Below are 22,155 nucleotides of genomic sequence, written 5' to 3'. Positions count from 1 at the left end.
GGCAATCCGCACTAACGAAGGCTCGCAGTTCGGATTCGGCTACAGATCTGGCGATCTTCAGTGCCCTGAGGGGCGACGCCTGTGTGGCGGCGCAGACTGGGGGCATGCGTGGGCTGCTGGTCATCGGGCACGGGTCGCGACGGGAAGAGGCCAACGCGACCGTGCGGGCCCTCGCGACGGCGCTGGCGGCCGAGCCGACGGTTGACACCGCAACCGGAACATCGCCGGCCTGGGACGCGGTGGAGGCGGCCTTCCTGGACGTGCTGCGGCCGGACATCGCCGACGGGTATGCCGCGCTGGTCACGGCCGGATGTACCGAGATCGTCGCGCATCCGTTCTTCCTGTTCGCGGGAAAGCACACCGCACGGGATATTCCGGACGCGCTGGCGGCGGCCCAGGCGAGGCATCCACACACCACCTGGACGGTGACCGAGCCGCTCGGCCTGCATCCCGGCGTCGTCGCGACGGTCCGGGCCCGCATCGCCGATCGCCTGCCCTAAGTCAGGTCTGGCGGTCCTCGGGGGGCGCCGCCAGGCGGCAGAGGGCGGTGACGAGGCCGGCGATGCCGGGCTCGTCGGCGACCGCGTCGACCCGGATGCCGGCCTCGCGGCAGGCGACGACCGTGCGCCGGCCCATCGCGGCCACCAGGAGGCCGGGCGGCAGCGGGCCGTAGAGCTCGGCGGTCACCCGGGCGGCCGTGGACGAGGCGAACGCGACGGCGTGGAGCGCGGCGCGGCGAAGCTCGTGGGCGATCATCGGGTCCGCCTGCGCCGGGATGTCGGTCTGCAGGGTGATCCGGCGGACCGTCCGGACGCCCATCGGCGGCGCGGCGGCGGCGCAGACGGCGACCCGCAGGCCGGTCACCGGGATCTCGGGGACTATGACGTGTGCCACCTGCACCTGGGCCGAGGACGGGACGTTCGCGAGCCCGAGCGCGTCCAGGGCCGCCACGGCGGACTCGGACGCGGAGACCAGCGTGAGGCCGGCGAGCGCCCGGACGTCCCGCCCGGCGCCACGAAGCAGCGTGACCACGGCGGACACCTCGTCCGCGTCAGCGAGCACCAGCGCGTCCGCGCCAGGCAGCGCCTCCAGGAGCGCGCCCGCGTCCGGTACCGGTGCCAGGCGCGACACCACCGTCTCGACCACCTCGGCGCCCTGGCGGCGCAGGTCGCGCGCGAGCAGGCCGGGGCGGTCCCTGGTGCGCGGCACCAGCACCCGCATGCCCGTCAGCGGGCAGGCGGCGCCGTCCGCCGGCGCCGTGGGCAGCGCCAGCCGGCCCGGCTGGCCACCGCGCTCCTCCGGGGCACCCCGCCTGTCCACGTCCTCGCGTTCCTCCTGCTCACGGTCAGGCCCCGGCCCTGGCCCCAACCCTGGCTGTGGCCTCGACCCGGGATTCGGCTCTGGCCCCGGTTCTGGCCATGACCGCGTTCTCGTCCTGGCCGGCGCCGGGAGGCGCGGCGGGAGGGGACGCGCCGACGCTGGCCGGGAGGCCGTGCCGCGGGCGTCGATGCGGGCCGCGACGTCACCGACGACGATCACGGCCGGCGACCGCACCCCCGTCTCGACCGCGTCCGCGCCCAGCGACTCCAGCGTGGTGCGCAGCACCCGCTGGGCTGGGGTGGTGGCGCGCTCCACCACGGCGACCGGGGTGCTCGGCTCGCGGCCGGCCGCGAGCAGCGCCTCCGCGATCGCGACCAGGTGCGCGACCCCCATCATGATCACGACGGTGAGCGACGGCGAGACGAGCGCCGACCAGTCCACCGTCGAGTCCGGGTGGCCCGGCGGCAGATGGCCGGCGACGATCGCGACGTCCTGGGCGATGCCCCGGTGGGTGACCGGGATGCCGGCGTAGGCCGGACCCGCGAGCGCGGACGACACCCCCGGCACGACGGTCACGCCGATGCCGGCCGCCGCGCACATCTCGGACTCCTCGCCGCCCCGACCCAGCAGGTAGGGGTCACCCACCTTGAGCCGCACGACCCGGGCACCGCTACGCGCGCGGTCGACCAGCACCGCGTTCGCCTCGTCCTGGCCGCGCACGTCCCCATCCGGGCCGACGCGCACGATCTCGGCGCCGGCGCGGAGGTAGCCGTGCAGGGGGGCATCCGCCGCCAGGTCGGTGACGATGACATCGGCGCCCGCGAGGAGTTCGGCACCACGCACGGTGATCAGGCCGGGGTCGCCGGGGCCCGCGCCGACCAGCCAGACGTGACCACGGCGCCCTCCCCCGGCGCCGCCCGAGCGCGACGAGGTCCCGGCGCCGTTCCGCCCCCCGCTGGCCACCCACGGAACGTTACCGACCTAGGGCGCCAACCCGCCGCCCAGTCGCCCCAAGGGCATTGCTCCCACCCAACCCACGGGTCTTCGCGAGCATGTCGACGAGGACGGCCTCGCCATCGACGCGGCGACGACGAGCTTGGTGCCGAACTTGTCGACGCGCTCGACCCAGCCGGCTGTCGGCGACCTGGAAGCGTGCGCAGGCGTTCGGGCAGCCGTTGATGTTGATGCCGATCGGCTCGTCGAAGTCCGGCAGGCGGCGTTCCAGCTCCTCGAGGAGGTTGCCGGCGTTGGCCATGCTCCCCAACCGGACCGGTCAGCCCCGACCTCGCGGCGGCTTCGAGTCGTGCGGCCGGCCGGAGCCTCTGGACTGACCGACGGACGACGGCCGCGCCGCGGTTCTCGGCTTGCCCGAGCCAGGCTCGCTCGGCGACGGGTCGGGCGCGGTGGACAGCGGTTGGGATGCCGCCGGCTCGCCGATCCGCTGGCCTGCCGGATCGGTTCCCACAGCGACGGGCGCGGCGGTCGTCACCGGGTCGGCCGGTGCGGGCACCGTCGAGGCAGGGGCTACGGAGGCCGTCAGCGGCGACCGCTGCGTGTTGGCCGTTCCGGGAGAGCTTTCCGGCGCCGCGGCGACCAGTGCGGTCGCCGTGACGGCAAGTGCGGCGGCCGCACTGGCCGCCGGGAGCAGGACACGCCGTCGCCGCGCACCCGTCCCGGCCCGGGATGCGGGTCGCGGGCCGGGCCTCGTCTCGGCCTGGTCGGCAGGGTGGCCAGCCCAGGCAGGCAGGGATTCGGCGGACCGGTCCCCGCGCGCCGCCCCCTCGGTCGGCCCGAGGACGGCGGCGGCGGTCGAGCCCACCGCGGGTCGCACGCGTAGATCCGTCGTCGGCGCATCCGCCGAGGGCGCGTCGAGAACCGGCCTGTCCGCGCCGGGACCACCCGGGGTTCCCTCAAGCTGCCGCAGGATCTCGCTCGCGGTGGGACGACGCCGCGGGTCCTTGTCGAGGGCCGCCGCGACAAGGCCGCGCAGGCTGCCCCGGATGGCGCGCAAATCCGGAACGGTGTTGACGGTCCGGTAGAGCAGCGCCTCGACCGGACCGTCGCCGAACGGCGACCGCCCGGTCGAGGCGAAGACCAATGTCAGCGCCCAGGCGAAGATGTCGGCCTTGGGGCTCGGCCGGCCACCGTCGACGAGAAGCTCCGGAGCGATGTAGCCGAGGCTGCCCAGCACGATGCCGGACGCGGTCACCGTCTCCGGCAGGCCGGCCACAATGCCGAAATCGATGATCTTCGGACCGTCGGCGGCCAGCATGATGTTGCTGGGCTTGAGATCCCGGTGTACCACGCCCGCCTCGTGGACCGCGCGCAGCGCGTCGGCCACCCCGGCTGCCAAGGCACGCAGCCCGTCATCGGACATCGGCCCGTCCGCCAGCACCGAGTCCGTCAGCGTCAGCCCTGGCACGTACTCGGTCGCCAGCCACGGCTGCTCGGCGAGCGGGTCGGCGTCCAGCAACCTGGCCACCCGCGGGCTGTCGATCGCCGCGACGACGACGACCTCCCGGGCGAACCGGCGGCGCAGGGCCTGGTCGCCGTGGTGGTCGTCGCGCAGCACCTTGACCGCGGCCTGCCCGCCCCAGGGGTCCGAGCCGAGGTAGACAATGCCCATCCCGCCGCTGCCAAGCCGAGCACTGAGCCGATAGTGGCCTACGGCTGTCKGGTCGCTCGCCCGCAAAACCTTGCGGGTCCCATCGCTCGACGACATAGCCACCTCGCTCACAGCGCACTCGACCGGCGCTCTCCCCCGCGTCACCAGCACAAATCGGGATGGGTGGGGCGTTACCCGTCTCATCGGCCGCGAAACGACGTTCGCGACGCCGTGAGGGATCGGGCCGCCGGGACCATCTCGGAGCGAGCGGCGGGGGGTAGGCGGCGGCGATCGAGCGCCGGCGGACCTCCGCCCTTGCCCAAACCATCCGGGCGAGGGCCCCACCTACTGGTCACACCCAACAGGCATTGCTCCCGCCCGGCCCGCGGCGAGGGACCCAGCTATCTTTGCTGGCGCAAAAATAGCTGGGGAGCAATCAATGGATTCCGCACTCGGTCTTGGTGGAGCCGGCCCAGCGGCCGGCGCGGCCGGCGCCGCGCTGGGTGCAGGGCCAGCAGCCGACCGACTCGTAGCCGTCGGACAGCAGCGGGTTGACGATGACGTTGTGCTCGGCGACGTAGCGTTCGACGTCCTCGTCCGTCCAGGTCGCGAGCGGGTGGATCTTCACCTTGCCGCGCCGCTCGTCCCAGCCGACGACCGGCAGTTCGCGCCGGCCGGCCGACTCGGCCCGCCGCGAGCCGGCCGCCCAGGCCTTGTACGGGGCGAGCGCCCGGTCCAGCGGGACGACCTTGCGCATCCGGCAGCACAGGTCCGGATCGCTGGCGTACAGATCCTTGCCGTGGACGGCGTCCTGGCCGGCGACCGTCAGCTGCGGCCGGACGCTGATCAGCGGCAGGTTGTAGGTGGCGGCCACCGCGTCGCGGGTCCCGACCGTCTCGGCGAAGTGGTAACCGGTGTCGATGAAGACGACCGGCACGTCCGAACGGATCTTCGCGAGCATGTCGACGAGGACGGCTTCGGCCATCGACGCCGCGACGACGAGCTTGGTGCCGAACTCGTCGACGGCCCAGCGCAGCACCTCCTCGGCGGGTGCGTCGGCGAGGTTCCTGCCGGCGTGCTCCGCGCGGGTCTTCAATCCGGCGTCCATCAGCCGTTCTCCTCTGGTGCGGTGGTGCCAGTTGTGCGCGGGGTGCGAGAGGTGGTGCTGGTGGTCGTGGTGGCGCTGGCGAGCGCGGTGAGGCTCAGCCGGAAGGAGCGCTGGCAGGCGCGGCACGCCCAGTGGCCGTGGCCCTCGCCCGTCGCGCCCTCCGGGATGTCGGGGACGAGGTCCTCCTCGCCGCAGTACGGGCAGTAGAAAGGCACCGCGCGACCCGTGCTCGCCATCTCAGGTTCGCTCCCGGGGTGCCTGCCGGATCGGCGGAGCCTGCGGAGCCGATCCGGCAGGTCCGGCTTCACTCGCTCCTGCGCTCACAAGGTGCGCCATGACCGCGTCGTGGGTGAGGATCGACTCGTCCGCTCGCTCGACCCAGTCGGCGAACGCCTCGCCGTCGGCGCGCTCGGCCTGGTAGGTCTTCAGCAGCCCGACGACGTAGTCGACCAGCTCGGCCGAGGTGATCTTCAGGCCGCGTGACTTGCGGCCAAGCCGCGAGCGGGTGCCGAGATGTCCACCGAGGTGCAGCTGGAAGCCCTCGACCATCTCGCCGCCCGGCCCGGGGACGAGCGACCCCTTCAGGCCGATGTCGGCGACCTGGAAACGGGCGCAGGCGTTCGGGCAGCCGTTGACGTTGATCCCGATCGGCTCGTCGAACTCGGGCAGCCGCCGCTCCAGCTCCTCGATGAGAGTGGCGGCGTTGGCCTTGGTCTCGACGATCGCGAGCTTGCAGAACTCGATGCCGGTGCAGGCCATCGTGCCGCGGCGGAACACGCTCGGGCGCACCACCAGGTCGAGCGCCGCCAGGTCCTGCTCGAGCGCCGGTACGTCGCTCTCGGCGACGTCGAGGATGACCAGTTTCTGCGACGTGGTCGCACGGATGCGGCCCTGGCCGTACTGGTCGGCGAGGTTCGCGACGGTCGTCAGCGTCGTCCCGGTGAGCCGGCCGGCGCGCGGCGCGAAACCGACGGCGAACCTGCCGTCCGCCTGCCGGTGGATGCCGACGTGGTCGCGCCCTTCGGAGCGCGGGGGCGCCGGCGGCGGGCCGTCCGGCAGCGGCGTGTCGAGGTACTCCTTCTCCAGGGTGGCCCGCACCCACTCGGTGCCCATGTCCGCGACCAGGAACTTCAGCCGGGCACGGGTGCGCATCCGGCGGTAGCCGTAGTCGCGGAACAGGGAGGCGACGCCATGCCAGACCTCGGCGACCCGCTCCGGCTGCACGAACGTTCCCAGCCGGACGCCCAGCTTCGGGTTCGTGGACAGGCCGCCGCCGACCCACAGGTCGTAGCCGGGCCCGAGCTCCGGGTGGACGACGCCGACGAAGGCGATGTCGTTGATCTCGTGGAGCGTGCAGTGGTCGGCACAGCCGGACATCGCCGACTTGAACTTGCGCGGCAGGTTCGCCAGCGACGGGTCACCGACGAAGCGGCGCACGGTCTCCTCGATCGCCGGGGTGGCGTCGATGATCTCGTCGCCGTCGACGCCGGCGAGCGGGCAGCCGAGCATGACGCGCGGGGTGTCGCCGCAGGACTCCTCGGTGGTCATGCCGGCGCCCTCGAGCGCGCCCCAGATCGCGGGGACGTCCTCGATGCGGATCCAGTGCAGCTGGATGTTCTGCCGGTCGGTGACGTCGGCGACGTCCCGGCCGTAACGGGTCGAGATGTCGCCGATCACCCGCAGCTGGTCGGACGTCATCCGGCCGCCGTCGAGGCGGATCCGCTGCATGAAGTAGGAGTCCTCGATCTCCTCGGGCTCCAGGATCGCGGTACGGCCACCGTCGATGCCGGGCTTGCGCTGGGTGTAAAGACCCCACCAGCGGAATCGGCCGCGCAGGTCCTGCGGGTCGATGCTGTCGAACCCGGTATAGGGGTAACGGTTGAGAATCCGGTCACGGACCTCGAGGCCGCCCTGGTCCTTCTTCATCCGCTCGTTGGCGTTGAGCGGCTCGGTGTAGCCAAGGGCCCACTGGCCCTGGCCCTTCGGACGGGCCGGACGGGCGGGCCGTGCAGGAGAAGTCATCTGATCTCTCGCGACGCGGTTAGCGGAGCGCCGAACGGCTGGACGGCGCCAGGATCCGGGAACGTCCCCGGCAGGCAGGACGGACCCAGGGAACTGGGCCGTGACCGGCGAAAGGGAACGGCGGGGTCAGCAGGCGCGACGACAGCAGGCGCTGGCTACCCGGAGCAGGTCGACGTGTAGCCGCTCGACCAGCAGAAGCTCCGGAACATCCTCAACCGCCATGGCCAGTGGCCRCATGGTCGGTTGGGGCGCAGACATGGGACCTATGGTTTCACAGATGTGACCGCCGTGCCGCAGTTGTGGCCTAATCGATCCTCTGCACGCTGAGCTAACCACAATTACCCACCGGATGAATGGGAATAGTGGATGCCGGCGCAGCAGGGGCGGCGGATCGCGGGGATCAGCGGCTGGGGGCCGGACGCCGGCAGACGGCGCGCAGGCGGTCGACGAGCGGGCCCGAGCCGAGCCCCTTCTCCATCACGTCGTCGGCTCCGAGCGCGAGAGCCTCGTCGCGCACGGTGTACGCGGAGAAGCCGGTGAAGACGACGACCCGGGCGGCCGGCGCCAGCCGGCGGACCCTGGGCAGCGCGGCGATCCCGTCGAGCACCGGCATCGCGACGTCGAGGATGACGAGATCGGGACCGGTCTCGGCGACGAGGTCGATCGCCTCGGCGCCGTTGGCGGCCCGGCCCACCACGGTGAAGTCCGGCTCCAGGTCCAGCAGGAGGCAGATCAGGTCGCGCACGCCGTCGGCGTCATCCGCGACGACCACTCGCAACGGGCCCGCCCCGTGGCGGGGCACCGCCCCTTCGGCGCCAGCCCCGGCCAGGCCCGGACCCACGGCCCGGGACGGCTCGACGACCCGGGGACCACTCCCTGGGCTTCCTGGACGCGCGACACCGTCCGGACGGATCTCGCTTCCGACGGGGAAGCTGTCCGGACGGCGACGAACAGCTTGGAGCGCCTCGATCTCAACCGCCTCGGTCTCAACCGCCTCGGCGCCCGTCTGGAGGTGCCGGTCCACTCGTACCGTTCTACCGGACCACACAAGGTGTGCCCATCGTCATTCAGGGTGGTATTCGCGCATGGCCCGGGCGGGGGCCTCACCACGCCCCGGGCGCCCMGGAAGCCGTCGCGATGTGCAGTCGCGCCACATACAACCAGTAATCAAGGTGACCGTACGCGTATGGGACCTTTGGCCTCTAGCCGGATATGGTGCTCGACGCAATAGACTGATCACCAACAGTGACACGCACGTGGGTCATGTGGCGACATGGTCATGCGGCGACCTAATCCCGTCGGTAGGGCCTCCTCGAAGGGCCTCGCCGGTCGGCCTTCGCGGCATGGTCGCCGTACAGCCCGACTGTGCGGCGGGCTGCCGCATCGCGACAGTATGACCGCGGCCGGGACGAGTGGAGCGCAGATGCGGCATTCGGGCAACCGGCAGAGCAGCCGTGGCCCGGAAGGCGCGGCCACCGCCGAGGAGATCTTCCATCAGGAGGTTCGTCGGCACAGGTGCGCCCGCGGGCTCTCCCGTGACGACGTGGCGCGGCGGACCGGCTACAGCCGTCAGTACGTCAGCCAGCTCGAACAGCCGAGCAAGGGAATTCCTCCTCGGCCCGTGGTCGTCGCCGTCGACGCGGCGCTGAGCGCCGACGGGGCGCTGGTCGCGCTGCGCGACCAGGCCATGGCGGCGCGCGCCGAACGGGCCGGCCGGCCGCGCGACCCGGAGCGTGAGTCCCGCCGCCGGGTCGACGACCTGCTGCACAACCGCCGCCGCGACAATGACCTCGACTACCTGGACCGCATGGTGGGCGAGCTGATCGCGATGGCGGACGGCCTCAGCCCCCAGGACGTCTGCGACCAGGTCCTCGACCAGCAGGAGTTCGTCGACGCCCTGCTGCGCACCCCGATGCTGCCGCACCAGCAGTTCCGGCTCTACATGATCGCCGGGCACCTGGCGGGGCTGCTCGCGATCGCTCTGCTCGACATGGGCGACCTCGGCGGCGCGAGCACCTGCTGCCTGGAGGCCGCGGTCTTCACCGAGCTCACCGGCCACGAGGGGCTGCGGGCCTGGACGCTGGCGGTCAACCGGCTGGTGGGTGAGGCGGCGCGGCACGCGGAAACGGTCGTCCACCGCGACGGTGACGACCGCGCGGACCCGTCCCGCGAGGCGGGCCCGGCGCGGTTCATCGACCCGGCCGCCTTCGCCGACCAGCTGAAGCTCACCGACGAGGCCGAGCTGGCCGACACCGGCCAGATCTTCCTGGCCGACGGTTATGTCGACGGCTATGACGAGCCCGACCGGATCGGCTACGCGGCCACCGCCGGCGCCACCGAGGCGTCGTCCGACCCGATCATGCGCCGCGCCGACGAGCTGGCGGCCGGTCGGCCGGACGCCCACGAGCGGGCATTTCTCGACGCCGAGCCGGCCAGCCCGCCGTGGCGCGGCCTCTCGGACCTGATGACCGCCCCCGGCGGGCGGGCCAGCACTCCGCGGCTGGTCGCGCTGGTCAAGGGCCGGATCGCCCGGTTCGCCACCACCAGCGCGCGGCGCGAACGCCCGCCGTACGGCATCTCGCGCGCGTTCCACCCCCCGGTCTAACAGGGGTTCAGTCTGACGAAGACCCAGTCCGACGAGGGCGTCCGAGCCCCCGTCAGACGTCGGCGAAGAGGATCTCGCGCAGCGGGGGGACGGCGCCGCGGGTGCTGGCGCGGCGCGCGAACTCGGTGATGCCCTCGAGCTGACGGGGGCCGAGCCGGAAGTCCAGCGTCGTGAAGTAGCGGACGAGCGAAGCCGGGTCGAAGACCTCCCAGCGCGCCGCGCTGGTCGCGACCGTCGTCACCTCGGCGAGCGCGAGGTCGAGGCTCGCCCGGAAGGCGCCGTGGACCTCCTTCACCAGACCGGGGTGTGCCCGCGCGAAGTCGCGGCGAGCCGCCCAGAGGGCGAAGACCATCGGCAGGCCGGTCCACTCCCGCCAGGCCGCGCCCAGGTCGAGCACGGTCGGCTGGTGGCCCGGCCCACCCTGCTCGTGCTCGTAGTAGGCCCGCAGTGCGACGTCTCCGATCGTCACCGCCGCGTCGGCCTCACGCAGCATCATCGGCACGTCCGGCGGCATCGTGAGGTAGTCGGGACGCACCCCGAAGCGGTCCTCGAGCATCATCCGGGCCAGCAACACGCTGGTGCGCGACGTGGAGCCGAGCGCCACCGAGCGGATCTCGCCGATCGGCACCTGGGTGCTCAGCACCACCGACAGCACCGGCCCATCCGAGCCGACGGCGAGGTCGGGCAGCACGACGAGCTCGTCGGCGTGCCGCAGGTACTCGACGAGGCTGATCGGGCCGATGTCCAGGTCCCCGGCGACGAGCGCCTCGCTCAGGCGGTCCGGCGTGTCCTTGAACAGGTCGAGGTCGAGCAGCGCGCCCGAGTGCACCAGGCCCCAGTAGAGGGGCAGGCAGTTGAGGAACTGGATGTGACCCACCCGCGGCCGGCTCGGGACGCCGGCCGCCCCGGTATGTGGGCCGTCCGCCCCGTCGGGCGCCTCGCCCGCGGCGGCCTCGGAGGCGCCGACGCCGTCGACGCCGCCGGGACCTGCCCGCAGCGTCACTGCTGCCCCCGGCGGGCCTCGAACGCCCGCTGCGCGGCCCGTCGCTGGCGCAGCGCGAGCGGGAAACTCATCACCCCGCTGACGACGAGCGCGGCGAAGAAGGCGAGCCACCCGTTGACGCCGAGCAACAGCACGGCCGCCAGCACCCCGCCGAACAGCACGGCGCGCAGCGCGAAGTAGCGGAGGTTGATCGCAAGCAGCCCCGGCGGCGCCTTGGACGAGGCCACCAGGCCCGTCTCGGGCTTCAGCGGCACGGACTTGGTCATCTGCCCCTCCAGTACTTCCGGCGAGCCATCCGGTGATTTCCAGAATTCTCCGGAACTAACGACGACGGGGACGCTTACGTACCCATCCCAGCCGGAGCAGCACGCTTGGGTAACAGGCCAGGCAGACGATGACCGTCAGCAACCCCAGCAGCGAAGCCGGGCCGAGCCCCAGGCCGAGCGCGTGCAGGACAAGGTAGACCGCGATCCCGGGCACCAGGATCACGATGAACGCCAGTACGAAGATGGACCCGATGCCGGCGTGGCCGGGCGGGAGGGGAGCCGGACGCCCCGCCCGGTCCGGGCCGGGCGCCGGCCGGCCGGCCGGCGCCGAGCCCGCGGACGTGACCGCGGGCGACGACGGCGCGCCGCCGGGCGCCTGGGCGGCCGCGGGAGTCCTCTCCTGATCGGCGGTCACGTCAGCCCTCGTTCACGCGTCGATCGGCTGGGGAACGTCGCGGCGGGCCGGGTCCGGACCGTCGAAAGTGCGGATCACCCGGTAGCGGGTGTCGCGCTCGACCGGCTGGAAGCCGGCGTCGCGAATCAGCGTGAGCAGGTCGTCCCGGGTCATCGTGTTCGGTGTGCCGAACCGGTCGGCATCGTGAGTGATCTTGTATTCGACGACCGAGCCGTCCAGATCGTCCGCGCCGAAGTTCAGCGCGAGCTGGGCGGTCGTCAGGCCGTGCATCACCCAGAAGCACTTCACGTGGTCGATGTTGTCGAACAGCAGCCTGGAGACAGCGAACGTCTTGAGTGCTTCCGCGCCGGTGGCCATCGGCTGGTTCATCAGCCGGTTGCGCGGGTCGCCGGCGGCGTCGTGCTGGAAACGCAGCGGGATGAAGACGGTGAAGCCACCCGTCTCGTCCTGCAGCTCACGCAGCCGGAGCACGTGGTCGACGCGGTGCCGGGGCTGCTCGACGTGGCCGTAGAGCATCGTGCACGGCGTGCGCAGACCCTTGGCGTGCGCGAGCCGGTGGATGCGCGACCAGTCTTCCCAGTGCGTCTCGTGACCGACGATCTGCTGCCGGATCTCCCAGTCGAAGATCTCGGCGCCACCGCCGGTCAGCGACTCCAGACCCGCGTCGATCAGCTCATCGAGGATCGCGTCCGCGGTCAGGCCGCTGATCTTCTCGAACCAGTGGATCTCGGTCGCGGTGAATGCCTTGAGCGCGACGCCCGGCAGCGCGGCCTTCAGCTCGCGCAGCGAGCGGGGGTAGTACCGCCACGGCAGCGTCGGGTGCAGGCCGTTGACGATGTGCAGCTCGGTGATGCCGGACGGCTCCATCTCCTTGGCCAGCCGAACGGCTTCCTCGATGCGCATCGTGTACGCGTCGGCCTCGCCCGGCTTCCGCTGGAAGGAGCAGTAGGCGCAGGAGGCTGAGCAGACGTTCGTCAGGTTGAGATGCCGGTTGACGTTGAAGAACGTCTGGTTCCCGTTCTTGCGGGTCCGCACCTCGTGCGCGAGACCGCCGAGCCAGGCGAGGTCGTCGGTCGCGTACAGCGCCTCTCCGTCGGCCTGGTCCAGCCGTTCTCCGGCAAGGACCTTCTGCTCGAGCTCCCGCTTCAGTCCGGCATCCATAACGAAGAGCGTAGACCCACGGACGACGCGATCATCAACGACGAGACCACCGGCACAAGGGACGCCGGGCCGCCGGCCTCCCCCTGCGTCTCCCTACCCGGCCGAGCTGGCCGAGCTACTTGCCCGGCTTGGCGGTGTCGCGGTGGGCGACGCGCTTCTGGATGCGCGCGATCGGCCAGGTCACGACGGAGGCCGCGATCATCCCGATCAGCAATGCCCAGAGGACGTAGAAGCCGACGAGAATGAGAACCACTGTGATCACGGCGAAGACCGCGATCCGGATGAGGAAGTAGGGAAGCGCCGCCTTCAGGTCTGCCGGCTCGTGCACGGGCTTCTCAGGCTTCTCGGCCGTCGCCTTCTTCGGCCTCACCGTCGTCACGGGCCTCGCCTTGGCCTCCGACGCCTTCGACTTGGCCGACGCCTTCGGCTGCGCCGCGGCCCCCTGGTTCCGCCCGCGTGCCATCCCGATCTCCTTCAGTCCCTTGGTCCGCCGAGGCGCTGGCCCATTCCGGTGCCCGCGTCCGCGTCCGCCCCGTTTTCGCCGTTCTCGCCGGTCGGCGTGTCGTCTACTGTGCCAGGTCCCGGCCGGTACGTACGCGCCGCGCCGAGTTCTCCCGCCCACCGCCGGAAAAGCGTGTTGGGCACACCCGCCGCGTCGAGCACCCGGCCGGCGACGAAGTCGACGAGCGCCTGCGCGTCCGCCGCGCCGGCGTAGAAGCCGGGACTCGCCGCGGCGACGACCGCGCCCGCGTCGTGCAGCGCCAGGAGATGGCGCAGCGTGGCACCGGTGAACGGCATCTCGCGTGGCACCACCACCAGGCGCCGGCCCTCCTTGAGGGTCACGTCGGCGGCGCGCTGCAGCAGGTCCTTGGACAGGCCGAGCGCGATTCCCGCGATCGACGCGGTGCTGGCCGGTACGACGATCATTCCCCGGGTCGGGTAGGAACCGCTGCTCGGCCCGGCGGCCAGGTTGTCGGCGCCGTGCACCCGCACCAGCCGAGCGGCCTGCTCGGCGATGAGCCCGCGGTCGGGACGGCCGGCACCGGCGAGCGTCGTCCCGAGCCACTGGGCGAGCGCCCCGGGCCACGCGCCGTCGCCGTCGCGCCAGGCGATCCCGGTCTCGTCCAGCAGGGTGAGCCGCGCGGCCCTGGAGAGCACCAGGTCCACCGGTCGGTCGGCGGCCAGCAGGCCGCGCAGCACCGACGCGGCGTACGGCGTCCCGCTTGCCCCACTGACCCCGACGACCCATGGGCGCCGCGCCTCGCTGGGGCCCTCACCAGGCCCGTCGCCGAGCTCCTCGCTGGACGCGGCGCCGTCGCGGACGTCGCCCGACCATCCGCCGGGGAACGCGGTCACGCGGCGAGGCCGCGCGCGATCAGGTCGAGGAGCGCGAAGCCGAACAGCGCTATGCCGACGAAGCCGTTCGCCGTGAAGAACGCGCGGTTGACCTTGGACAGGTCGTTCGGGGTGACGATCGCGTGCTCGTAGCCGAACGCGACCGCGGTCAGCCCCAGCCCCACCCACCAGAGGGCGCCGAACCCCTCGGCCAGCCCGAACAGCACGAACAGGGCGAACGTCACGACGTGGGTGACCGCCGAGGCGACGAGCGCCGCTCGCACCCCGAACCGCGCCGGCACGGACCTGACCCCGATCCGGCGGTCAACCTCGACGTCCTGGCAGGCGTAGATCAGGTCGAAGCCGCYGATCCAGCTGCCGACCGCCAGCCCGAGCAACACGGCGTGCCATGACCAGTGGCCGGTGATCGCGATCCAGGCGCCGATCGGTGCCACCGCCTGCGCGACCCCGAGGACCACCTGCGGGAAGTTCGTGAACCGCTTGGCATAGGGGTAGACGACCAACGGGGCGACGGCCGCCGGGGCGAGCGCCAGACACAGCCAGCCGAGGGCCGCCGCCGCGGCGAGGAACACCGCCAGCGCCACGACCGCCCCGATGATCGCGGTACGAACGGCCACCACACCGGTGACCAGCTCCCGGTGCGCGGTACGCGGGTTACGGGCGTCGATCTCCCGGTCGATGATCCGATTGGCCGCCATCGCGAACGTCCGGGCGGCGACCATCGCCACGGTCACCAGCGCCAGATCGGCCCAGTGCACCGACCGCGAGACCCGAAACCCAGCCGCAAGCGCCGCCACATAGGCAAACGGCAAGGCGAACACCGAGTGTTCGATCATCACCAGCCGCAGGAATGCCCGCGGCCGCGCCGTCACCCCCGGCAACCACGCAGCTTCAGTCATCAGAGTCCGTACTCCTTCCAGCGGTTGGTGACCAGGGTGCGGGTCGCGTCGTCCATCACGCATTCGGCCGGCCAGCCGCCGGCTCGGCGATAGCCCTCGGTCGGGAGCTTCCTGGTGGCGTCGATGCCGGCCTTGCCGCCCCAGAACTGCTCGTAGGACGAGTGGTCGAGGTGGTCGACCGGGCCGATCGTCGTGACCAGGTCGTGGGCGTAGTCGACGTTGCCGAACGCCCGCCAGGCGACCTCGGTGTAGTCGTGCACGTTGCAGTCGGCGTCGACGACGATCACCAGTTTGGACAGCGACAGCAGCCCGGCGCCCCAGACGGCGTGCATGACCTTCTGCGCCTGCTTCGGGTAGCGCTTGTCGATCGAGACGATCGCGCAGTTGTGGAAGACGCCGGCCTCGGGAAGGTCGTAGTCGACGATCTCGGGGACCAGCATCCTGATGAGCGGCCGGAAGATGCGCTCGGTGGCCTTTCCCATCGGGCCGTCCTCCTGCGGGGGCCGGCCGACGACGATCGTCTGGTAGATCGGGTCCTTCCGCATCGTCATCACCTCGACGTGCAGCGCGGGGAAGGGCTCGACCGGGGTGTAGAAGCCGGTGTGGTCGCCGAACGGCCCCTCCGGGCGGCGTTCCCCCGGCTCGAGCCAGCCCTCCAGCACGATCTGCGCGTTCGCCGGGACCTGCAACGGGACGCTCACGCAGTCGACCAGCTCGACCCGCTCGCCGCGCAGGAAGCCCGCGAACAGGTACTCGTCGATGTCGGCGGGCAGCGGCGCGGACGCGGCGTAGGTGACCGCCGGGTCGCAACCGAACGCGATCGCGACCGGCAGCCGCTCGCCGCGCCGTTCGGCGACCGCGTGGTGGGCGTTGGAGTCCTTGTGGATCTGCCAGTGCATGCCGACGGTGCGTTCGTCATGCCGCTGCAGCCGGTACATGCCGAGGTTGCGGGCGCCGGTCTCCGGATGGCGGGTGTGCGTGAGGCCCAGGTTGAGGAACGCGCCGCCGTCGTCCGGCCAGGAGGTGACGCCCGGCAGCCGGAACAGGTCGACCTCGTCGCCCTTGTAGACGACCTCCTGGCAGGGCGCCGTGCGGACCTTCTTCGGCGGCATGTTCGTCAGCCGGGCGGCCTTGCCGAGCGCCTCGCGCATGCCGGAGAAGCCCTGCGGCAGCTCGGGGCGAAGCATGTCGGCGATCCGGTCGCCCAGGTCGTCGAGCCGCTCGACGCCGAGAGCCCTCGCCATCCGCTTCTCGGTGCCGAAGACGTTGATGGCCAGCGGCATGTCCGAGCCGGCCGGGTTCTCGAACAGCAGGGCCGGACCGCCGGCGCGCACGACCCGCTGGACGATCTCGGTCACCTCCAGCGCCGGGTCCACCGTCGCCTTCACGCGACGCAGCTCACCGTGCTTCTCCAGGTCGACCAGAAACGCGCGCAGATCCGCCCATGCCATGCCGCCATCCTCCCAGCGCACCTCCTCCCCACGTCCAGTGCGCTCGGCCGTCCGCCTGGTCACCCACCTCGCCGTCCGGCGGCATATCGGTGGACGACTCGGCGTTGGTCAGGACGAACGGGCGGGTGGCGCGGCACCGGTCGCCCGATCGGTGGGAAGGGCGGTTCTCGCCACTGGCCAGACGGCGCCACCAGCCAGGGCGCACACTGGCTTCAACGGGACACCACCCGCACCCAGCCGATGAGCCACCCCTGCCGAGATGAAGACCCTGGTCAGAGCACTGGCTCGGACGCGGCCACTGGGCGGGGCACGTCTCGTCGACGTCGTAGGGTGGGTCAAGGGCCGTAAACGGCGCAAGAGGAACGGCTAGCCGGAAAGGGGGGCGACGAGCCGATGGTTCTCCTGCTCTACGTCGTGGTCTGCGCGGCCATGGCCTATGTGATCGTGGACATCGCGCGAACCCCTCGGGACAACATCCGGGTGCTGTCCAAGCCCGTCTGGATCATGATCATCCTGCTTTTCGGCCTGTTGCTCGGGCCGATCGGCTGCGTGCTCTGGTTCATCTTCGGCCGGCCGCGGTCGGCCATCGGCCGGGGCGGCGCGCGCTCCGCCCGTCGCCAGCACCCGGCCTACGGCGGCTCCGGCCGGTGGGACGCCGTGCCGCCGCGCCGCTCCAGCGGCCTGGGCCGTGCGCGGGGGCGCGTCCACTGGCTCGAGCAGCCCGACCGCCCGCGCGGCCCCGACGACGACCCCGAGTTCCTGCTCGAACTCTCCGAGCGCCTGCGCCGCCAGGACCCCGACGGCCCGTCCCCCCGCGCCTGAGGCAGTCACCCGCAGCCATCCGGCTGAGGCAGTCACCCGGCGAGACGCGGAGCGCCTCGCCGGGTTCCGCTCGTCCCGGTCAGACGCCCGCGTAGGAGTGGAGGCCGGAGATGACGAGGTTGACCAGGTAGTAGTCGACGAACAGGGCGCTGAAGGCGACCAGGGAGACGGCCGCGGCCTTGCGGCCGCGCCAGCCGGCGGTCGCCCGTGCGTGCAGGTAGGCGGCGTAACAGACCCAGGTGATGAACGACCAGGTCTCCTTCGGGTCCCAGCCCCAGTACCGGCCCCAGGCGGCCTCGGCCCAGATCGCGCCGGCGATGACGGCGAACGTCCAGATCGGGAAGCCAAAGGCGATCAGCCGGTAGGTCAGCGTGTCGAGCGTGCCCGACGACGGCAGCCGCATCACGATGCCGCCTCGGCTGCGCATCGCTCCCGAGACATCGGCCCGGCCGGCGGCGACCTCCGCCAGCCTGTGCTCCCAGCGGTCCCTGACCAGGAACAGCACCGTCATCACCGCGGACACCAGGAAGATGCCGCTGGACAGGATCGCGGCGACCACGTGGATCTTCAGCCAGTACGAGTTCAGCGCCGGCACCAGTGGCCCGGCCGCGACGTAGAGCACCGTCCCGGCGAACCCCATGTACACCAGCACCGGGAACGTGACGAACACGCCGAGCCAACGCACCGGGTAACGGATCATCAGCGCGAGGAACGCCGTGATCGCGATCAGGCAGATCATCGACGAGAACTCGTACATGTTGCCCCAGGGCACCCGGTGGGCCGCGAAGCCGCGGGTCGCCATGGAACTGATGTGCAGCCCCCAGCCGAGCACCGTGAGCACCACGGCGATCCGGCCGATGAGACGCGCCCTGGCCGGCTCGGCCTCGCCGTCGGCCGAGTCCGGGGCGTCGCCACCGGCGCGCCCGGCTGTCGTGCCGACGGCTGGCGCCGCCTTCCCGGCTGGGGTCGCCAGCTCAGAGCCAGGGGCGCTGCCGGCGAGCTGGGCGGTCCCGGCCGCGGCGGCCGACCGGGCGGCGGCGCCGACGAGCGCCGGCTCGCGCGCCGCGCCCGCCGCCACCGCCTCGCCGGCACCGGCGCCGGCCGCGTCCGTCGCGGTTCGGCCGAAGCGGTTGAAGGCGAACTCGGCGGCGTAGCCGAGCATCGCGGCCGCGTAGACCGCCATGCTGCCGCCATAGAGATGATCGGACAGCTGGGCGAGGCCCTCGTTGACGGCCATCACGGCTCCCGTCTGGTGCTGGAGGGGTTGTTCTGGTCATCGGGTTCGGCGGAGGGTTCCGCCTGCCCGCTGGTGTCCGTGGCGTCCCGGGCTGGGCTGGTCGCCGCCGGGGCGGCCGATGGCTGAACTGGCGACGGCTGAGCCTGGGGTGGCTGAGCCGGCGATGGCTGAGCCGGGGGCGGCGATGCGGCCAGGCCGGGAGGCTCCGTGGCCACCCGGATCTGGCCGGTGAGGGCGGCGAGCTCGGCCGCGAAGCCCTCCGCGTCCGAGCGGGACAGGCCGCCGATCTCGACGGTGCTCCCCGCGCCGGCAGCCGGGCGGGCGCGGACCCAGACCCGGCGGCGGCGAATCCGCAGACTCGTCACCAGCCCGGCGATGATCGCGATCGCCGCGTAGAGCACCAGGCTCTTGTACGGGTCGGACTTCGTCTCGAAGGTGGCGAACTCGCGCAGGCCGTCGACCTCGAGCGACAGGCCACCGGGCAGGCCGGTCATCGTGCGGTTCTTCGGGTCGTTCGGGGCCAGCAGCTGGGCGATCCTCGCGTCCCCGCTCGGGCCGTTGGTGCTGAACTGCTTGAGGTCCCGTGTGTCGAGCGCGTAGATGTTCTGCGGGATGCCCTCGTTGACGTGCAGGTTGCCGACCCAGCCGGTGAGGATCACCCCGGGCGCGACCGCCCCCGGGTAGATCGAGACGGGGCCCCGGGCCGGGTCGAAGCTGGTCGTCGGGGTGAAGAAGCCGGAGAAGGCCAGCTGCTGCGGCGTCCTGAGCTGCCCGGTGGCCGGCAGCCCGGTGTCGGGGATCTTGACGGTGCAGGTCGAGGTGAACATCGCGTCCCGCGGGGTGCACGGCACGTACGACTCCCACACCGTCTTGCCGCTCTTGTCGCGCAGCACGAAGTGCGGCGCGTAGCCATGCCCCAACAGGTAGATCTTGCTGCTGCCGATCTTCAGCGGGTGGTTCACCCGGATCTCGGCGCGCTTCGCCGGGGCGTCCAGGTCGTCGGCGTAGGCGACCGTCGCCACGAAGTCCTTGGGCTGGCCGTTCGCCTCATAGGTGGCCTTGAAGTCGTCCAGGTTGAGGGAGAACGGTCGCAGCTTGGCCGTGTCGACCAGTTGGCCGGAGCTGAACTGGTCGTAGGAGATCAGCGTGTTCGAGTAGCCGTCGCCCTGGATCACCAGGACGGTGCCCTGGTAACCGAACCAGGAGCCGAGGCCGACGCCGAGCAGGACGACAACGAGCGCGATGTGGAAGATCAGGTTCCCGGTCTCGCGCAGGTAGCCCTTCTCCGCCGCGACCGAGTGGTCGGGGCCGCCGCCGGGGCGGGTCGCGCCGGGCGGCGCCACCGCCACCCGGAACCGCCGGCGGCGCAGCACCTTGGCCGCCGACGCCACGGCCTGTTCGGGCGGGAGCGTGCTCGCCCAGGACGACCCGCCGGCCAGCCGGCCTGGCCTTGCCGGCGCCGCCGGCGGCCGGCCGACGAGCGCCCGCAGGTGCCACTGCACACGCGACCACAGGCAGCCGATCAGCGAGATGAACAGCAGCAGGTAGATCGCCGCGAACCACGGCGCCCCGAAGACGTGGAATCCACCGAGCCGGTTCAGGATCGGCGCCCAGGTCGGGTGGGCGGCGTAGTACTCCTGCACCTTCAGCGGGTTGATGGTGCGCTGCGGGATGAGCGAGCCGGGGATGGCCGCCACCGCCAGGAGGAACAGCAGGATCAGCGCGGTGCGCATGCTGGTGAGCACCCGCCAGGCCCGCCGCGGCGGGTCGAGCAGCCGCGCGATCTGGCCGCGCCCACCGGCTCGGGCCGGGCTGCCGTCCCCGCCGTCCACGCCGTCCCTACCGGCGGCGCCTCCGCCGGCGCCGGCGGCCGTGGCATTCGCCTTCGACCTCGGCTTCGTCGCGGCCGCCCGCGCGGCGGGCGTCTCCGGGATGGAGAACTCATCCGGATGGGCGACGATCTGGTCGGTACCAGCGCCCGCGGCGGGCAGCGGAGCGTCCGGCTCTCCCGAGCCCGGCCCGTTCGCGGCCGGTGCCTTCGGTACGGAAGTCGTCGAGGGTGGCGTCACAGCGGCGTCTCCGCGAATCCGGGGGCGTAGGGGCGCAGCGTCGCGACCAGGTCCGCCCACTGCCCGGTCACCTGCAGGACCCCGACGGCGACGAGCAGCACGCCGCCCGCGACCGTCAGCAGCCGGGCGTGCGAACGCACCACGCGCAGCGCGCCGGCGACCCGTCGGAAGGCGAGCCCGACGACGACGAACGGCACCCCGAGGCCGAGGCAGTACACCGCGGACAGGAACGCGCCGCGGCCGGGAGTACCACTCTGCACTGCCAGCCCCTGCACGGCCGCGAGGGTCGGGCCGAGGCACGGCGTCCAGCCGAGGCCGAACAGCGCGCCCAGCACCGGCGCGCCCAGCAGGCCCTTGGCGGGCAGCCGGTGAATCCGGAACTCCCGGTTGGCCAGGGAGAGCCGGGAGAACGCGCCGGCGAACAACAGGCCCATGGCGATCGTGACCGCGCCGAGCACCTGGGCGACCCCGGCCTGGTGCACCGTCAACCACTGCCCGAGCCCGCCGAAGGCCGCGCCGTAGGACACGAACACCACCGTGAACCCGAGCACGAACAGCCCGGTCCCCGCGGTCACCCGCCCCGCTCGACGAAGGGCGCCCAGCCGGCCCAGCCCGCGCCGGACGGCCGTCGTGGTCGCAGCCGTGGTCGTGCTCGCGGTCGGCCGCGGCCGACCCGCGACCCGCTGGCCGGAGGCCGGTCCCTCGGTCGAGGGCCTGGTGGGCGGCGACTGATGCGCCGGCCGCACGCCGTCGGCGACCAGGCCGGGCGGCGGCGACGCGGCCACTCCGGCGGCCACGAGCGCCGCCTCAGGCACCGCGTCCGCCGGGTCGGCGTCCGTATCCGAGGCTGAGGAAACGGCGGCCTGTCGCTTCCTCGCCGTCGAAGGCTCGCCTTCCAGGTCGGCGCCGGACAGGCCGGTGACATAAGAGAGGTAGCCCGGGATGAGCGGCAGAACGCAGGGCGAGAAGAAGGACAACAGGCCGGCAGCGGCGGCGACCGGGGTCGCGAGCAACAGGGGTCCGTCGGTGACCAACCCGGTGACGCTCACTCGCCGTCCCCCGCGTGCGGGGCCAGCGAGTCGCTGCTCGGGGCGATCACGTCTCGGCCGACAGCTGGTCGAGGACCGCGGTGAGCCCCTCGGTCGAGACGGCGCCGGTGAACCGGGCCGCGATCTGGCCCTTCGCGTCGAGCACGACCGTGGACGGCAGCCCCAGCGCGATCGGCCAGCCCACCGCGAGGATGCCGTTCTTGTCGAAGATGCTGGGGTAGGTGACCCCGTGGTCCCGGGCGAACGCCAGACCCGGCGAGACGCCCTGCTCCTTCTCGTTTACCCCGACGAACGCGACGCCCGGTCTCTTCCCCGCTAGCTCGACGAGGTGGGGCGTCTCCTCGCGACAGGGCGCGCACCAGCTCGCCCAGAAGTTGATCACAACGGGCTTGCCGCGTAGCGACGCGATATCCAGCTTCTCTCCGGTCAGCGTGGTACCGGCCAGCCTGGGAGCCGGCTTACGGTCGGCCGGCGGGACGAAGTCCTGCCCGGCGGCCTGCTGCACGAACCCGAAACTGCCGCCGCCGGTCGCGTCGACCGCGTTCGAGCCCGTCGAGCAGCCGGCAAGCACCAGGCCCACGACCAGCGCCAGCGCGGCCGGCACCCCCGCGATCCTGGCGAACCGCCGCCGGGTCACCGGCAGCGCATCGGGCACCGGCGCACGCCCGGGGTCCCTGCCGGATCGCGAAGCGATCTGGGAGGTCCGCGGCACACACGAGTCCCGCCGTCGCATCTCCAGCACGCCACCCAGTATGTGCGCCACGCCC

At 72.4% G+C, this 22,155-nt stretch carries 23 protein-coding genes; 3 read left to right on the top strand and 20 right to left on the bottom strand.

What is annotated here, in order from left to right; translation table 11 throughout:
* Positions 1-104: 104 nt before the first annotated feature.
* Positions 105-500 (top strand): sirohydrochlorin chelatase, encoded by a 396-nt coding sequence (locus BCD49_RS02040; protein ID WP_027140169.1) that lies wholly within the window; start codon positions 105-107, stop codon positions 498-500.
* A gap of 1 nt (position 501) precedes the next feature.
* On the opposite strand, the gene cobA is transcribed toward BCD49_RS02040, so the two are convergent.
* The 8 genes from cobA to BCD49_RS02005 form a co-directional block, all read right to left on the bottom strand.
* Positions 502-2,283: a uroporphyrinogen-III C-methyltransferase gene (gene cobA, locus BCD49_RS02035; RefSeq protein WP_007519685.1), complete on the bottom strand. Its 1,782-nt coding sequence runs from the start codon at positions 2,281-2,283 to the stop codon at positions 502-504.
* A gap of 10 nt (positions 2,284-2,293) precedes the next feature.
* A complete protein-coding gene (locus tag BCD49_RS02030; protein WP_007519684.1) occupies positions 2,294-2,575 on the bottom strand; it encodes a hypothetical protein in 282 nt (93 codons plus the stop codon).
* Positions 2,576-2,593: 18 nt separating this feature from the next.
* A complete protein-coding gene (locus BCD49_RS02025; protein WP_083401192.1) occupies positions 2,594-4,042 on the bottom strand; it encodes a serine/threonine-protein kinase in 1,449 nt (482 codons plus the stop codon).
* 319 nt (positions 4,043-4,361) lie between these two features.
* A complete protein-coding gene (locus tag BCD49_RS02020) occupies positions 4,362-5,033 on the bottom strand; it encodes a phosphoadenylyl-sulfate reductase (protein ID WP_007519682.1) in 672 nt (223 codons plus the stop codon).
* Complete coding sequence (locus BCD49_RS02015) at positions 5,033-5,269, bottom strand: hypothetical protein (protein WP_007519681.1); 237 nt, start codon at positions 5,267-5,269, stop codon at positions 5,033-5,035. Before BCD49_RS02015 ends, BCD49_RS02020 begins: the two co-directional genes overlap by 1 nt.
* A gap of 1 nt (position 5,270) precedes the next feature.
* Positions 5,271-7,055 carry a nitrite/sulfite reductase gene (locus tag BCD49_RS02010; RefSeq protein WP_007519680.1) on the bottom strand — a complete coding sequence of 595 codons (1,785 nt, stop codon included), beginning with the start codon at positions 7,053-7,055 and terminating at the stop codon, positions 5,271-5,273.
* A 126-nt stretch (positions 7,056-7,181) separates the two neighbouring features.
* Positions 7,182-7,277: a putative leader peptide gene (locus BCD49_RS46290; protein ID WP_442960456.1), complete on the bottom strand. Its 96-nt coding sequence runs from the start codon at positions 7,275-7,277 to the stop codon at positions 7,182-7,184.
* 178 nt (positions 7,278-7,455) lie between these two features.
* The gene (locus BCD49_RS02005) at positions 7,456-7,827 is read right to left on the bottom strand and encodes a response regulator transcription factor (protein WP_232794255.1); all 372 of its coding nucleotides are present in this window, start codon (positions 7,825-7,827) and stop codon (positions 7,456-7,458) included.
* A 651-nt stretch (positions 7,828-8,478) separates the two neighbouring features.
* Between BCD49_RS02005 and BCD49_RS02000 the strand changes: the two genes are divergently transcribed.
* Positions 8,479-9,660: a helix-turn-helix domain-containing protein gene (locus BCD49_RS02000; protein ID WP_007519678.1), complete on the top strand. Its 1,182-nt coding sequence runs from the start codon at positions 8,479-8,481 to the stop codon at positions 9,658-9,660.
* Positions 9,661-9,712: 52 nt separating this feature from the next.
* Here BCD49_RS02000 and BCD49_RS01995 read toward each other — a convergent pair whose 3' ends face one another.
* From BCD49_RS01995 to BCD49_RS01960, 8 genes are all read right to left on the bottom strand, one after another.
* Positions 9,713-10,663: a menaquinone biosynthesis protein gene (locus BCD49_RS01995; protein ID WP_007519677.1), complete on the bottom strand. Its 951-nt coding sequence runs from the start codon at positions 10,661-10,663 to the stop codon at positions 9,713-9,715.
* Positions 10,660-10,929: a DUF4229 domain-containing protein gene (locus BCD49_RS01990; protein WP_007519675.1), complete on the bottom strand. Its 270-nt coding sequence runs from the start codon at positions 10,927-10,929 to the stop codon at positions 10,660-10,662. The genes BCD49_RS01995 and BCD49_RS01990 overlap by 4 nt, the downstream gene beginning before the upstream one ends.
* Before the next feature lie 55 nt (positions 10,930-10,984).
* On the bottom strand, positions 10,985-11,344 hold the full coding sequence (locus tag BCD49_RS44715; protein WP_232793889.1) for a hypothetical protein: 360 nt from the start codon (positions 11,342-11,344) through the stop codon (positions 10,985-10,987).
* Between the two features lie 12 nt (positions 11,345-11,356).
* Positions 11,357-12,505, bottom strand: coding sequence for an aminofutalosine synthase MqnE (mqnE, locus tag BCD49_RS01980; RefSeq protein ID WP_007520297.1), 1,149 nt, complete (start codon positions 12,503-12,505; stop codon positions 11,357-11,359).
* Positions 12,506-12,620: 115 nt separating this feature from the next.
* The gene (locus BCD49_RS01975) at positions 12,621-12,968 is read right to left on the bottom strand and encodes a hypothetical protein (RefSeq protein ID WP_007520295.1); all 348 of its coding nucleotides are present in this window, start codon (positions 12,966-12,968) and stop codon (positions 12,621-12,623) included.
* Positions 12,969-12,979: 11 nt separating this feature from the next.
* Positions 12,980-13,861: a UbiX family flavin prenyltransferase gene (locus BCD49_RS01970; RefSeq protein WP_007520294.1), complete on the bottom strand. Its 882-nt coding sequence runs from the start codon at positions 13,859-13,861 to the stop codon at positions 12,980-12,982.
* Positions 13,858-14,760, bottom strand: a complete 903-nt coding sequence (mqnP, locus tag BCD49_RS01965; protein WP_071041042.1) for a menaquinone biosynthesis prenyltransferase MqnP — start codon at positions 14,758-14,760, stop codon at positions 13,858-13,860. Before mqnP ends, BCD49_RS01970 begins: the two co-directional genes overlap by 4 nt.
* On the bottom strand, positions 14,760-16,211 hold the full coding sequence (locus tag BCD49_RS01960) for a menaquinone biosynthesis decarboxylase (protein ID WP_007520291.1): 1,452 nt from the start codon (positions 16,209-16,211) through the stop codon (positions 14,760-14,762). The genes mqnP and BCD49_RS01960 overlap by 1 nt, the downstream gene beginning before the upstream one ends.
* A gap of 393 nt (positions 16,212-16,604) precedes the next feature.
* Between BCD49_RS01960 and BCD49_RS01955 the strand changes: the two genes are divergently transcribed.
* Complete coding sequence (locus tag BCD49_RS01955) at positions 16,605-17,033, top strand: PLDc N-terminal domain-containing protein (protein ID WP_007520289.1); 429 nt, start codon at positions 16,605-16,607, stop codon at positions 17,031-17,033.
* 79 nt (positions 17,034-17,112) lie between these two features.
* Here the strand turns inward: BCD49_RS01955 and ccsB are convergent, their stop codons facing one another.
* The 4 genes from ccsB to BCD49_RS01935 are packed head-to-tail and all read right to left on the bottom strand — an operon-like array spanning position 17,113 to position 22,043.
* Positions 17,113-18,270 carry a c-type cytochrome biogenesis protein CcsB gene (gene ccsB / locus BCD49_RS01950; protein ID WP_027140171.1) on the bottom strand — a complete coding sequence of 386 codons (1,158 nt, stop codon included), beginning with the start codon at positions 18,268-18,270 and terminating at the stop codon, positions 17,113-17,115.
* Positions 18,270-20,339, bottom strand: coding sequence for a cytochrome c biogenesis protein ResB (resB, locus tag BCD49_RS01945; RefSeq protein ID WP_007516796.1), 2,070 nt, complete (start codon positions 20,337-20,339; stop codon positions 18,270-18,272). Before resB ends, ccsB begins: the two co-directional genes overlap by 1 nt.
* Positions 20,336-21,388, bottom strand: coding sequence for a cytochrome c biogenesis CcdA family protein (locus BCD49_RS01940; protein WP_007516798.1), 1,053 nt, complete (start codon positions 21,386-21,388; stop codon positions 20,336-20,338). Before BCD49_RS01940 ends, resB begins: the two co-directional genes overlap by 4 nt.
* A 46-nt stretch (positions 21,389-21,434) precedes the next feature.
* Positions 21,435-22,043 (bottom strand): TlpA family protein disulfide reductase, encoded by a 609-nt coding sequence (locus BCD49_RS01935; protein ID WP_232793890.1) that lies wholly within the window; start codon positions 22,041-22,043, stop codon positions 21,435-21,437.
* Positions 22,044-22,155 lie beyond the last annotated feature (112 nt).

This window comes from Pseudofrankia sp. EUN1h (assembly GCF_001854645.1).
GTDB classification, from domain to species: Bacteria; Actinomycetota; Actinomycetes; order Frankiales; family Frankiaceae; genus Pseudofrankia; species Pseudofrankia saprophytica.
This window is presented reverse-complemented; position numbering and strand designations above follow the sequence as displayed.